This is a genomic window from Sphingobacterium tenebrionis (assembly GCF_037126265.1).
Lineage (GTDB): Bacteria > Bacteroidota > Bacteroidia > Sphingobacteriales > Sphingobacteriaceae > Sphingobacterium > Sphingobacterium tenebrionis.
This window is the reverse complement of the sequence record NZ_JAYLLN010000007.1, coordinates 84,454-97,012: the sequence shown is the minus strand read 5'-3', so window position 1 is coordinate 97,012 and position 12,559 is coordinate 84,454. Positions and strand designations below refer to the sequence as shown.

Below are 12,559 nucleotides of genomic sequence, written 5' to 3'. Positions count from 1 at the left end.
TACTAAGACAGCCCTAGGCTCTCCCTCTTTTCACTAAATACAGCAAATCTATAAAACAAAAAATGTCTCCTACATTTGCTTGACACAAACATAGGAGACAGCCTCTTTTTTATTTTGTGAAAGTTTTGGTCGTTAAAAAATTATAAAACACCCAATAAGGATTTAGCTCCTTTGATGTGGGTATCATCCTGTGTCAGGATAGCAAAATATCCATAGGCAAGCGCGGATGCGGCTGCTCTTTCAACCGTTTGCTCAAATAGTTTGTCCCATGTCTTCCCTCCCAACCTTTCGTAAGTTTGGATCAACTCCTTAAGGCTTTCTTCACCAAAGACATTTAAGTGGCCACTGAAGTCAATGGATGGATCACCAAACTGAGCGGTCGTCCAATCGATAATACCTGTAATTTCTCCAGCTTGATTAGTTAAAATATGTCCTGCATATAAATCGCCATGGATGAAACTTGTGAAATCAGGCCACAATGCATCCTGTTGCAGCCAGGCTTTATATCTTGATTCCAATTCTTCCGAAATACCAAGCTCTGATTTGACCAGGGTTAAGCGGCTATCAATTTCAGGTCTGAGATCTCCGGCATCCATCATTTTTATGTGATTCTTTTTAGCATCCTCTGCAGGGATCTGGTGCAGGTCGTAGAGCGTATGGGCTAATGAAGGAACAAAATGCGGATTATGCTGGTCCATGTTCCATTTCACTGCATAAGAGGCGTCGTAGGTTAAAACGGGCTTTCCCTTTAAAGCAGGATAGGCAACCAACCTTTCTGTACTGATGACCCAATCAGGGATTTCTACCTTTAAAAAGGGTTGGACAAAACTTAGGATATTCTTTTCTTCCTGGATCTGTTTTAGCATCTCAGGGCGTCGAGGGATTCTTAATATCCATTCTTTTCCTTGGATATCCTTCGCCATTCCGACCCTAAAATCAATACCCATCTCACTGAAATGGATCTGATCGATTAAGGCTAAGCCATGTTCTTTTGCGAGGTGCTTGATCTCTTGGTCAATCATATTGGTTAGTCATTTGCTTGAGATCGCAAGACCCAAATATATCCGACGATAGGAATAAAAACCACCTTCAGAAAATCAAGGAAGCGTTCCGCGGGAGTGCGATCATGATAAATAATAATATTACCCACACAGTAACGCACTACAAAATAAACGTGGATAAATAGGATTATATAAATTACTGTTAACAATGGGTTTGCGGAATAATCGATAAATGCTAACATATGATTGAATTAGTCTATAATAAATTTATGATAATTTAATCAAATAATACCATTTATTTTAAATTATTTATTACCAAAGGATTAAGATAATTTAGTATTTCATAAATTTATCTTATAAAATCATTTTAAAAATTAAAATGATTTATTTTTATAACTATCATATTGTCCAATTATTAACCAATCAACATCTTATGGACAGGAATATAAAGCTCATTTTCAGCTTCTTCATGCTGATTATATTAATTTCCCTAGCTGGTTTTTATACTTCTTATATTAGCCACCTCCCCAATTTCTCACATTTCCCCTTACTGATCCACCTCCATTTCATTGGATTTGTAGGTTGGTTTGTGCTACTCATCATCCAGCCAATCCTGATAGCAAAAGGAAAAAGGAGATTGCATCGATCATTAGGTAAAACTGCCTACGTCCTCATCCCGCTTTTGATTATTAGTATCCTATTATTGGTTTTGCAACAAACAGAACGTGAATTTGAATATTCCATACAAAAAGCCTTGATGACCTCCTTTATCGGGTTTATTGATGCCCTATCTTTAGGGGTCTATTTTACCATTGCTATGATGAATTCAAGAAATCAGCGATGGCATGTTGCCTTTATTATTGCTTGTTCCCTGGTAATCCTAAACCCTGGAATGTCCAGATTACTTAATCAGATCCATCCAGGATCTGGATTACTCGCAGCTAGCCTACTCCCTATTCTAGTAAGCTTTTCAATACTTATTTTTGAAAAAATAAATTATCAAAAACCTATTTTAAAAAGCCCCTACCTCCTATTTTTAGGATGTTGGATAGCGGAGATCCTGTTGCTGATGATTATTCCCAGAACAGACTTTTGGAAAAACTTCGTACTTGCAATCCTCCAATGAAAAAACCATCACCCCTACAGATTGTTACTAATAAAGAAACTATTGAAAAATAATCTTTAAAACAATCATTATGGCTGATACGATCAAAGCAGAAAAAGACCCCAACATTTTCAAAGAAATACGCGAATTTCTAGATGGATTGAACAATAGCGGTGATAAACCACTGGAAACATTGGCACCAGAAGATGCCAGAAAAGTATTGGAAGATGCCCAGAAATCCGTAAAGGTGGATTATTCCGGAATCACAGAAGAAGAAAAAACGATCGAACAGGACGGACTAACTGTTAAAACAATTATAGTAAAACCTGAAGGTACTACGGATAAAAAATTACCGGTGTTCATCTTTATTCATGGAGGAGGGTGGATATTGGGAGATTACCCAACACATAAAAGATTGGTTAGGGATCTTGTGGTTCAAAGTGGTGCCGCAGCCGTATTCGTTGATTATACCCGATCTCCGGAAGCGAAATACCCTACTGCCATCAATGAAATTTATGCCGCAACCAAATGGGTTTCAGCGCATGGTGATGAAATTGGTGTCGATGGCAAGAACCTCGCCGTGGCTGGGAATAGTGTAGGTGGAAATATGTCGGCAGTGACCTGTTTGATGGCAAAAGATAAATCAGGTCCCGAAATAAAATTCCAATTGTTGTTGTGGCCGGTTACTGATGCGAATTTCGAACGGGAATCCTGGAAGAAATATGCAGAAGGCCGATTCTTAACTGTTGGCATGATGAAATGGATGTGGGATAATTATTTGCCTGATGTAGCTAAAAGAAAAGAATACTACGCATCACCTTTCCAAGCAGATTTGGAAAAATTGAAAGATTTGCCACCAGCATTGATTCAATTGGCTGAAAATGACATCCTATTTGATGAAGGCTTGGATTACGGAAGGAAACTCGATGAAGCGGGCGTTCCAACAACCATCCAAACATACAACGGTTTTATCCATGATTATGGTTTATTAAATCCATTAAATCATATAGAAGCCGTCAAATGTTCGGTTGAGCAAGCTGCTCAAGCACTGAAAAAAGCATTATTCAAAAGCTAATTTCAATTCAAAAAATAGTAAAAATAGAGCTACTGGTAGACCATTTTAACAAACGGTTCACGACAAAAAGAATAATATTTTGTTTTTTATGCTTTCAATTGACTAAATTGTAATATATTTAGAATAAATAAAGGCTTTAACATTAAATTTACCTTTGCTGAACATGAACATCAAAATAGTCGGATCCGGTAGCTTTATACCTGATACCAAGATAAAAAATGCAGATTTCGAGAACCATATCTTTTTAGATGAAGCAGGCTCGCCAATCAAAAACCCAGAATCTATCATTCGTAAATTCAAGGATATTACCGGGATTGAAGAGCGTAGATATGCCTCCAAAGAATTGGTCAGTTCAGATCTTGCCTTCTTTGCATCCGAAAAAGCGATCGAAGACGCTGGAGTGGACAAGGAAACCCTGGATTATATCATTGTTGCCCATAATTATGGAGATGTGCCTTCTGGTACTATCCAATCCGATACAGTACCTAGCCTGGCCAGTCGGGTTAAGCAGAAATTAGGTATTGAAAATCCTAATTGTGTGGCCTATGATTTATTGTTCGGCTGTCCAGGTTGGATCGAAGGAATGTTACAAGCCAATGCCTTTATCCGTTCCGGAATGGCAAAAAGATGTTTGGTAATCGGTACGGAAACCTTATCCCGTTTAATAGACCCTTCCGATCGTGATTCGATGATCTATGCAGATGGAGCTGGTGCAGTAGTCGTTGAAGGAACTACAGCTGATGAGGGGATGTTATCCTATGCAAGTGCTACCTATGCCTTGAACGAAGCGGGCTATCTATTCTTTGGCCCTTCGTACAATAAAGAGGCAGAACAGGATACGCGTTATATTAAAATGAAAGGTCGCAAGATCTATGAATTTGCACTTACCAAAGTACCTTTGGCCATGCAGCAATGTTTGGAGAAAGGAAACATTGCCATTACCGACATCAAGAAAATCCTGATCCATCAGGCCAATGAAAAAATGGATGAAGCAATCGTTGAACGTTTCTATGGCCTGTATGATATGACTCCACCAGAACACATTATGCCGATGACGATCAATAAATTTGGGAACAGCAGTGTGGCGACTATCCCTACTTTATACGATTTGATCATCAAAGGATTGATGGAAAAACATGAATTAAACAAGGGTGATGTGATTTTATTTGCTTCAGTTGGAGCTGGTATGAACATCAATGCTTTTACTTACCGTTTATAATCTCGGAAATTGAGTTATTTTTGTAAAAAGAAATTATCATGAGCGATCCAAATAGCAGAAGCAATATCAAGCCAGGCATAGTCGTTAACATCATTCTCAAGAAGGATCAGCGATCTGGAAATTTAACAGAAGGTATTGTGAAAGACATATTAACCTCAGCCGCATACCATAGCCGAGGAATTAAAGTAAGATTAACCGATGGCCAGATTGGCCGAGTAGCAGAAATCATAGAGGAAGATTAGTCTTCCTCTTTTTTTGTCCAAAAAATATTAGTCATTCGCTATTTGAATTATATTCAAGATTAATTACCTTCGATATACCATATTAAAGACAAAAATTATGAATCTATCTTACATTGGCACAAACGAAATATTAATTATTCTTGTAGGTTTAATCTTATTGATAGCTGTTTTAACCTTAGCTGTCGTTTTGGTGAAAAAAATAAGAAATTAATGAGCTAAAGAAATCCTGTTTAGGATTTCTTTAAGATCCCTTTTTCAACCGCATCTTGAATCAGTCCTTCAGCATAATCCCAAATGCTGCTGGAACCATATTTCATGACGCTTTTCTTTGCATAGACCTTCTCGTAAGTAACCCCAGGCATATTCCAGGTACCGCCATTATTGGAGTAATTTTGGAGCAGGGGCTCCAATCTATCCATCGTACGTGCAAATTTTGCCTCCATACTTTCTCCAAGCTCAAATTCTTCCCAAATTGCTGTAAATTCTTCTGCTTGTTCCTTCGGTAATATTCCAAATATCCGTTTTGCCGCTAGACGCTCCTCCTCCGTATTATCATGGCTTTTTAGGCTGTCGTAGATAAAGGTATCGCCAGCGTCGATCTCCACGATATCGTGGATCAGAACCATTTTAACCACTTTAAGGACATCCACTTCTTCATTGGCATGCTGTTGCAATACGATAGCCATCATCGCCAAATGCCAACTATGTTCCGCATCATTCTCCCTCCTATTGCTGTTCAATAGTCGCGTCTGTCTTTCGATATATTTCAGTTTATCGATCTCTTTTATAAATGCTATCTGTTTGATCAGGTCTTCAGGAATCATAGTAATGTGAATGTTGGATTCAAATATACCGAAATAATAACAAGCTATTACAAATCAGGGTCTACCCGAATATGTACACCTCGTCCGCCAAATCTGGAAAGATCGTACCGAAGGTTCAAGGAAAATACCCGCGTGATCACATTCGTTCTGGAATCGATAATGGAGTTACCCATCACCTGTCTATTCAACATATTCCCTTGGTTCAGTAGATCACTCACCCGAGCTGATAAAAACAGGTTTTTGTTCTTCAGGAACATCTTGGTGATGCCCAATCCGATCAACAAAGGATTCTGATTCGCCAATGCATAGCCCGTATTGATCCGTTTACTCGTGTTGAATTCCGCCTGATAGGTCTTCAGGAATTCCACCCGACCATTTACTGCCATGTTGAGATTATGAAGCTTACGGATGGATTCCTGTAGGGATGGATTCTCATTCCGGCTAAAGGAGTAATTAACATTACTATTGATCTTTACCTTTGGAAGGTTCAATCGACCGTTCCAGGAAGCACCAAATGATTTGGTCGTGAAGAAGTTCTTTGCCGTCATCTGTCCAATATTGAACACCGGATCCATTCCCCCTCCAAAACCCATCATGTTCGAAAGTCCAACAATATTATTGTTGTTCACCTGATTATAATTTAATCGGGTAGTCAGGATTACCGTTTTCAAATTGATGTTCATGGAAAGGGCCTGCGAATAATTCAATCCTTCATTGGAATACCCTTCATTGTCAATATATTGGATCCTATTGGAAACGCCGATACTACCATCGTAAGTTAAGCGCCACTTCTTATCCTTCATCGGCAGAGTAAAAGTATAATTACCTCCCAGATTATAGTTTCCATTGGCATTGATATAGCGCGTTTCCCTTTTAAAACTACCCAGGGTATCCGGTAGGATGATGATATTCTCCACCACTTGATCCTGAATGGTACTGAAATTGGCAGATACCATCAAGCTTTTTCCCGTTTCCTGTTTGACGAAATTATAATTCGAACTGAAATTATGCGAAAAAAATGGTTTCAGATCAGGATTACCGATGATGATATTCTGCAAGTTCCGAGTATTTGGAATTGGCTGTAATTGGAATTGGGAGGGTGCCGAGTTTCTACCATTATAGCTCACAGCTATTGTTTTTCCAGGTTTTACCTGAGTGCTAAAATTCAGTACAGGTGAAAAGTTGAGGGAATTGTTCTCAATTTCTTGATCCAACTGCGCATAATAATTCTTCTGCAACAAGGGATTGAAATTGATTCCTGCAGAGAAATTGGTCTTTTGCTTTGAATAATTATAATTGACTCCGATGGTCTGCGCGATGACCTGGTTCCGCATGTAGGAGCTTAAGGAATCTACATAATAAAAATCCCTACTGGCTGTATCCAGTACCGAAGTGGCCAAATTGTTGGTCGATTTGGAGAAGTTAAACCGATAGTTCAAACTGATCGATCTACGCAATAAAGAATCCTTCTTACTTTTTCCGATGGAAAAATTATATCCGGTACTGAAATTTAACGACTCCGATTTATTATCGTTCGTAATATTCCGATGCAATAAGGAGTCCTTTAAAAGATCGCCAGAAGTTTGATCGTAATATAGGGTATTGCTCAAAATGGATTGCAGGGATTCTGAACTGCTACGATTGTAATGGAAATTACCCGAGATATATTTTTTACCTTCTTTCAATTTGCGGTTCAACATCAGGCTAACCCCTACATTCGGGGTTCTGGAAGTATTTTCGTTTTCATTCCGAAAACCCTGTTTCATCGCTCCGGTTTGATTGTTTGCCGAAATATTGGAATTGGTCATCTTACCAAAACCCAGATTGATGTCTGAATTGATAAACCATTTATCCGTTCTATTATTTAATCCTGCAGTAAGATTATGGTTCGATCCCCCATTATCTCCTTCACTATTCGAATTGTTATAATAGGTCCCTATGGTACTTACGGTTTCGACAAAGGATTCATTGGTAAATGCAGAAAGATTTCCACGCCCATTATATCCAAAATTATAATTCCCTTTTTCCTTGAATTTATTCCGATGATTGACAGACAGATTAAAGGATTGATTGATACCCGCACCATTATTCTCCGTCATCACGTTAAATCGAGCGCCATTTTGTTGCTTTTCTTTCCAAAAACTAAAATCTCCACCGATCTCTGCCTTATCGTTACTTGCGGTCTCGGCATTGGCATTTCCAAACTTGCCCTTGTTCATGCCCGGCTTCGTTTCAATATTGATCAGTTTACCAGGTTCTCCGGTCTTCACCCCCGTGAAATTAGCTTCATCACCATAATCCTCAATGATCTGGATCTTGGAAACTATTTCAGCCGGCAATTTCTTGATAAAATCATCCAGGTTATTGGTAAAAAAATCTTCCCCGTTCACACGTAGTTTCATGACCGGCTTCCCATTGGATTCCACCTTGTTGTTCTCATCCACCACCAGCCCAGGAAGTTGTTTGATGAGGTCGGCGAGATCATCCCCTTCCAAGACATCAAATGCCGCCGCATTGTATTCTACTGTATCCTTTTTGATCGTAATCGGATTGGGCTTTTTATTGATCACCAATTCCTCCAGTTGAATGGTTTTAATTTTGAGCACGATACGTACAGTGGTTGGCTTATCAGAGATTTCGACGCTGCGCACTTCCATTTCGGAAGATATGTTGGAAACCTGCAATTCCGCTGTTCCAATCTTCACCTTTTTAAAGCTGAATTCACCCTTCTTATTACTGGAAGTCTTAAGTGTATCTTTTCCGGATATCAGAAAAACCTTGGCACCTTCAACCGCATTTCGGGCACTATCGATCACTGTACCATTCAACTCCCCGAATTCCTGGGCATTCGCTTGAAAAGCAAGGAAAGAAATGCAGGAAACTAAAAATAATTTTAATAAATGCCTCATATAGTAAAGCATTTATTGTCATAATTGGTAGACATCAAAAACCTTTTTTTAAAATTTTCGTTAAATGTAAAAAAATAATCAGCCACTTTTCTGTAACATAAATGTTAATCAGAAAAAATAACATAAATTTAACTATTGGGTTTTGTTTAGTCCTTTTAGAACCTGCCTTGATCAATCGAACAAGCCATCATGATTGCGGATCCTTGATTTTAATTTCTGACGGATATTCTTTCGGTGGGTGCGAATCGTCATGACACTACGGTGCAAGATCTCTGCAATCTCCTGACTGGATTTTCCTTCTTTTATCAATTTATAAATTTCGAGTTCCCGATCGGTTAGTCCAAAATCATTTTTCATGATGGATTCGGAGGTACTATGCAATGTTTTTTCATCGCCATAGATGCTTTTCCCTTCAAATACCTTACGAATAACACTGATTAAATCCTCCGCATCCAATTCCTTGGAAATATAGCCCTCTACGCCGATAGCTTTCAATTCCGCGAAAAAAGCTTGGTTGACCTCCAGGGATAAAATAATGATTTTAGCCTGAGGTCGAATCTGTTTGATTTCCTTGGCAATACTGATCCCAGACCGCTCGTTCAAATACATATCCAATAAAATGATATCAGGTTCATGTTGATTTAACATCCCTCGGATATGATTTCCATCTGAATAGCGCTGTAAAAGGACCATATCAGTCTCCGACGCTAAAAGCGCGTGAAGACCATCAGAGAATAACCGGTGGTTATCAATATTGACCAATTTAATCATGCTGAATCCCTTTCTTTTTAAGTGGCAAAACGATATTTACCGAACAGCCCTCTTTGTTAATAATAAAATCAAAACTTCCATCATAATAATCAACTCTGGATCGGAGATTCGACATCCCCATCCCTATCCCCTTTCCTATCAAACCCATATCAATTTCTTCGGAGCGACCATTATCATGAACCATCAAACGGACTTCCGATTCATCCACGGCCAGATCAACTTCAAACAAGCTGGCATTTTTAGCATGCTTAACCGCATTGGTCAGCAATTCTTGATAGATTCTGAACACATGAACCTTCATGTCCCAGGGAATGTGATATTCATTCCCTATACAGGATAGATGGATTTCAAATTGATGGGCAAAAGCTTGTACATCTGATCGGATGGTTTCAAAAAGGCCATTCAATTCCAGATTTCTAGGGGCAATCTGATGTATCAGTCTTTTAAAGTCAAAATTTATCCCCTTTAGCATTTCTTGAACTTTACCTGATTGCTGTAGGTTTTCTTTCGAAAGAAGCAGACGAAGTCCTTGGATTGTTCCCCCAATACCATCGTGTACATCTTGGGCGATCCTTAGTCGTTCCTTTTCCTGGGTAATGATCAGTTCATGGGCCAACTGCCTTCTCTTCTCTTCACTCTGTTCAATACTTCGCTTGAAAAACTCAAAATCCTGTTTATACTTCACCGTAAATACGATCATCAAATAGATAACCTCTACTGCAAATGCGAATATGATGTTCCCAGGCCGTATAAATTGAGGAATATGAATATAATTAAGGGAGCTGAACAAGTACAGCAGTACGGATATAATAAGCAATGTATTCCCCAACAGGTAATGCATGATAAAAGGAGTTCTTTGTCGTATAGCGATCCAGATATTCATCAACAGTCCGAAAGTTTGCATCAACAGCACCGCAACAAAAAAGTATTGGAAATATTCCAGTATTTGGGAATGTTGAGGCAGCAGCAAATTCAACAATAAATAAAAAAAGACTGCTATGAGTGCTACCCGATTTAGCAGTTTCAAACGATGGCTATAATTGGGCAAAAACTTATCCTGTTGAACAAAAGCAATAAACACATGTACGTTGAAATATAAGGTCAAAGCCAGGAAGCTTAATTTTGGGATCCTAGCCCAGCCTTCATAAATATATGAAGGGATGAGGTAGACATCATGTAGGTACTCCACGGTATTAAAAGCCACAAGGCAACTGATGTAGCCTAACATCATGCCATAGAAGCGTTTCTTCAGAATGATGAAGAGGAATAAGTTAAAAAGCATGGCAAAAAAGAAAAAGCCATAATACCTTCCCAATAAAAAAGATAATCCTAACTCATAGGTTAAAATATCACTTTTGGTACTGATATCGGTGGGAAAATACAGGGTTTTCCGTCCAAACACTTCTGTTTTTAGCAAAAAACTTTTGGTCTCGCCTGCTTCCAGTGGTATTTCAAAACTTACCGACCTTAAGGGCACTTCTCGGTCCGCTAATTTCATAAAATGGGATTGGTCCCTTCTCGATATGAGGAAATTGGAGGAATCAGCCATCTCAAATAGGCTGAATTTAATACCATCATTGTAGAAACTCCACAAATAGTTCTCCCGGTATTTAGACTGGTTGGAAATGCTAATGGAAAACCAGTGGGTACAATCCGTGATTCCACGATTTACAACTGAACCTGCTGGCATAGGCTGAAATTTGCCTTGTTTCCATTTCTCAACAACCTGTATCGCCCTTTCCCTTCCACTACAATCTACATATTCTCCTAGATATTGAACAATACGAATGTCATTGGCTCCTGGAACTTTCAAGGTATCCTGCGAATAGGCAGTAACCTGAAAAACAAATATCATCCATAACAATAATGGAAGATTTTTCATTAACAATTAGTTAGGTTATACGAATATAGTCTTCTGGAATTAAATTATCAAAATTATATTTTTCCAGTTAACAGAATTTTTTAACGTATTCCCCTGGCGTGCACTGGTACATCGCCCTAAATTGTTTAACAAAATAACTGGATGAATTGAATCCCGACCTATATCCAACTTCTGCAATAGACAATTCTCCTTGCAGCAGCATATTGCAGGCCTTTGCCAATCTTTCCTGCATAATGTATTGCCCAGGTGTTTTACCTGTATAAGCATCAAAAATCCGAAACAAGGTACTTTTACTGCAATTAGCAATATCCATCAGTTGTTCGGTACTGATTGCAAGATGCAAGTGTTCCTTGATATAATTTTTGACATCTAGAAACTGTTGCTGGTATTTCCCTAATTCGTGTACCTGTATATGCTCCTGTTGAGCAGTGATCAACCTGACGAAAAGGGATTTAAGTATGAGATCAAAAAGCGGGTAATTATTCTTTTCTTGATTGATGGCCTGCAATAATTCATTAAAAGATCTGACAATACCTACATTGTTATTGAAATGAAAATGCCTGAAATCCAACTCCCAAGGGCCGTTTTCCTTATAGTTTTTATTCAGGTATTTCAATTGTTTCTCCAACGTAGCTTGCGGGATCAGGATGGTCGCACATTGCACCGGATTTTTAGCATCTGCCTCCGGAAAATCAGCGTAAATCGTCTCTCCTTCAGGAAGGACCAGCGAGGTGCCCGGCTGGAATTCAAAACGCTCACCTGCATTGGTATAGATCGTTTTCTTTCCCCTGATCATACTTGAAATGGTCAGTCCGGGATATACTATCTTCACTTTAAGGGAAGATTGGAAAGTCTCAAAAATATTGATCTCAAAATCACCACAGTCAAACCGGTTTTGATGCTCCTGTCCAGAACGAAGGTGTTCCGGAGTTTGTAAAGAAAGAAGTTCAACCGTGTAATTCATAGGGTATTATGGATAGATTCCGTGGATTTATCATACGAAGATATTCAAATATTTCTGAAACTATTGTCTTATTCTTTGAGACTATCCTTTTAGCGTGAGGTAAAATTATGTAATAACTTTAACTCATAAACTTAAAAAATTATATCTATGAGTAACATCACATTACAACAAGCTCGTCAAATCATTGATGCAGCCATTAAGAAATCGGAAGAATTAGGCGTGAAAATGAATATTGCAGTGGTGGATGCAGGAACCAATCTAGTGGCTTTTAACAAGATGGACGATGCTTGGTTAGGATCCATTGATATTTCTCAGAAAAAGGCTAGAACGGCCAGGTATTTCAATATGGATACCGGGGAGATAGGAAAATTATCACAACCAGGTGGAGCCCTTTACAATATCGAACATTCCAACCATGGACTGATTACCTTTCCAGGAGGTGTTGTCATCAAGGAAAACAACGGCACTATCATTGGGGCAATCGGCGTGAGTGGAAGTACTGTGGAAGATGATCACGAGGTGGCTTCTGCAGGTGCAAAAGCTCTATAAAAACCATTCTTACAAAGA

General features: G+C 38.8%; 11 protein-coding genes. 5 read left to right on the top strand and 6 right to left on the bottom strand.

Annotated elements, in window-relative coordinates; all coding sequences use genetic code 11:
* Positions 1-140 precede the first annotated feature (140 nt).
* Positions 141-1,022: a macrolide 2'-phosphotransferase gene (locus tag VJ786_RS05120; RefSeq protein ID WP_336557378.1), complete on the bottom strand. Its 882-nt coding sequence runs from the start codon at positions 1,020-1,022 to the stop codon at positions 141-143.
* A gap of 448 nt (positions 1,023-1,470) precedes the next feature.
* Here VJ786_RS05120 and VJ786_RS05115 point away from each other — a divergent pair, with 448 nt between their 5' ends.
* The 4 genes from VJ786_RS05115 (at position 1,471) to VJ786_RS05100 (ending at position 4,642) form a co-directional block, all read left to right on the top strand.
* Positions 1,471-2,127: a hypothetical protein gene (locus tag VJ786_RS05115; protein WP_180268518.1), complete on the top strand. Its 657-nt coding sequence runs from the start codon at positions 1,471-1,473 to the stop codon at positions 2,125-2,127.
* 70 nt (positions 2,128-2,197) lie between these two features.
* Positions 2,198-3,181 (top strand): alpha/beta hydrolase, encoded by a 984-nt coding sequence (locus VJ786_RS05110; RefSeq protein ID WP_099367894.1) that lies wholly within the window; start codon positions 2,198-2,200, stop codon positions 3,179-3,181.
* Between the two features lie 163 nt (positions 3,182-3,344).
* Entirely contained in the window at positions 3,345-4,400 is a 1,056-nt protein-coding gene (locus tag VJ786_RS05105; protein ID WP_099367895.1) for a 3-oxoacyl-ACP synthase III family protein, read from the top strand.
* A 38-nt stretch (positions 4,401-4,438) separates the two neighbouring features.
* A complete protein-coding gene (locus VJ786_RS05100) occupies positions 4,439-4,642 on the top strand; it encodes a YwbE family protein (protein ID WP_099367896.1) in 204 nt (67 codons plus the stop codon).
* Positions 4,643-4,872: 230 nt separating this feature from the next.
* Here the strand turns inward: VJ786_RS05100 and VJ786_RS05095 are convergent, their stop codons facing one another.
* The 5 genes from VJ786_RS05095 to VJ786_RS05075 all read right to left on the bottom strand — a co-directional run bounded on the left by VJ786_RS05095 (position 4,873) and on the right by VJ786_RS05075 (position 11,992).
* Positions 4,873-5,466 (bottom strand): HD domain-containing protein, encoded by a 594-nt coding sequence (locus tag VJ786_RS05095; RefSeq protein WP_134777648.1) that lies wholly within the window; start codon positions 5,464-5,466, stop codon positions 4,873-4,875.
* A 47-nt stretch (positions 5,467-5,513) separates the two neighbouring features.
* Positions 5,514-8,375: an outer membrane beta-barrel protein gene (locus VJ786_RS05090; protein ID WP_336557377.1), complete on the bottom strand. Its 2,862-nt coding sequence runs from the start codon at positions 8,373-8,375 to the stop codon at positions 5,514-5,516.
* Between the two features lie 171 nt (positions 8,376-8,546).
* Positions 8,547-9,146 (bottom strand): response regulator, encoded by a 600-nt coding sequence (locus VJ786_RS05085; protein ID WP_099367899.1) that lies wholly within the window; start codon positions 9,144-9,146, stop codon positions 8,547-8,549.
* Entirely contained in the window at positions 9,139-11,028 is a 1,890-nt protein-coding gene (locus VJ786_RS05080; protein WP_099367900.1) for an ATP-binding protein, read from the bottom strand. Before VJ786_RS05080 ends, VJ786_RS05085 begins: the two co-directional genes overlap by 8 nt.
* Before the next feature lie 67 nt (positions 11,029-11,095).
* Positions 11,096-11,992, bottom strand: a complete 897-nt coding sequence (locus tag VJ786_RS05075) for a helix-turn-helix domain-containing protein (RefSeq protein WP_099367901.1) — start codon at positions 11,990-11,992, stop codon at positions 11,096-11,098.
* A 147-nt stretch (positions 11,993-12,139) separates the two neighbouring features.
* Between VJ786_RS05075 and VJ786_RS05070 the strand changes: the two genes are divergently transcribed.
* Positions 12,140-12,541, top strand: a complete 402-nt coding sequence (locus VJ786_RS05070) for a GlcG/HbpS family heme-binding protein (protein ID WP_336557376.1) — start codon at positions 12,140-12,142, stop codon at positions 12,539-12,541.
* Positions 12,542-12,559: the final 18 nt, after the last annotated feature.

Coding starts and splice junctions, on each gene's coding strand:
- VJ786_RS05120 (WP_336557378.1), bottom strand. CDS start 1,022: ATGATTGACCAAGAGATCAAGCACCTCGCAAAAGAACATGGCTTAGCC.
- VJ786_RS05115 (WP_180268518.1), top strand. CDS start 1,471: ATGCTGATTATATTAATTTCCCTAGCTGGTTTTTATACTTCTTATATT.
- VJ786_RS05110 (WP_099367894.1), top strand. CDS start 2,198: ATGGCTGATACGATCAAAGCAGAAAAAGACCCCAACATTTTCAAAGAA.
- VJ786_RS05105 (WP_099367895.1), top strand. CDS start 3,345: ATGAACATCAAAATAGTCGGATCCGGTAGCTTTATACCTGATACCAAG.
- VJ786_RS05100 (WP_099367896.1), top strand. CDS start 4,439: ATGAGCGATCCAAATAGCAGAAGCAATATCAAGCCAGGCATAGTCGTT.
- VJ786_RS05095 (WP_134777648.1), bottom strand. CDS start 5,466: ATGATTCCTGAAGACCTGATCAAACAGATAGCATTTATAAAAGAGATC.
- VJ786_RS05090 (WP_336557377.1), bottom strand. CDS start 8,375: ATGAGGCATTTATTAAAATTATTTTTAGTTTCCTGCATTTCTTTCCTT.
- VJ786_RS05085 (WP_099367899.1), bottom strand. CDS start 9,146: ATGATTAAATTGGTCAATATTGATAACCACCGGTTATTCTCTGATGGT.
- VJ786_RS05080 (WP_099367900.1), bottom strand. CDS start 11,028: ATGAAAAATCTTCCATTATTGTTATGGATGATATTTGTTTTTCAGGTT.
- VJ786_RS05075 (WP_099367901.1), bottom strand. CDS start 11,992: ATGAATTACACGGTTGAACTTCTTTCTTTACAAACTCCGGAACACCTT.
- VJ786_RS05070 (WP_336557376.1), top strand. CDS start 12,140: ATGAGTAACATCACATTACAACAAGCTCGTCAAATCATTGATGCAGCC.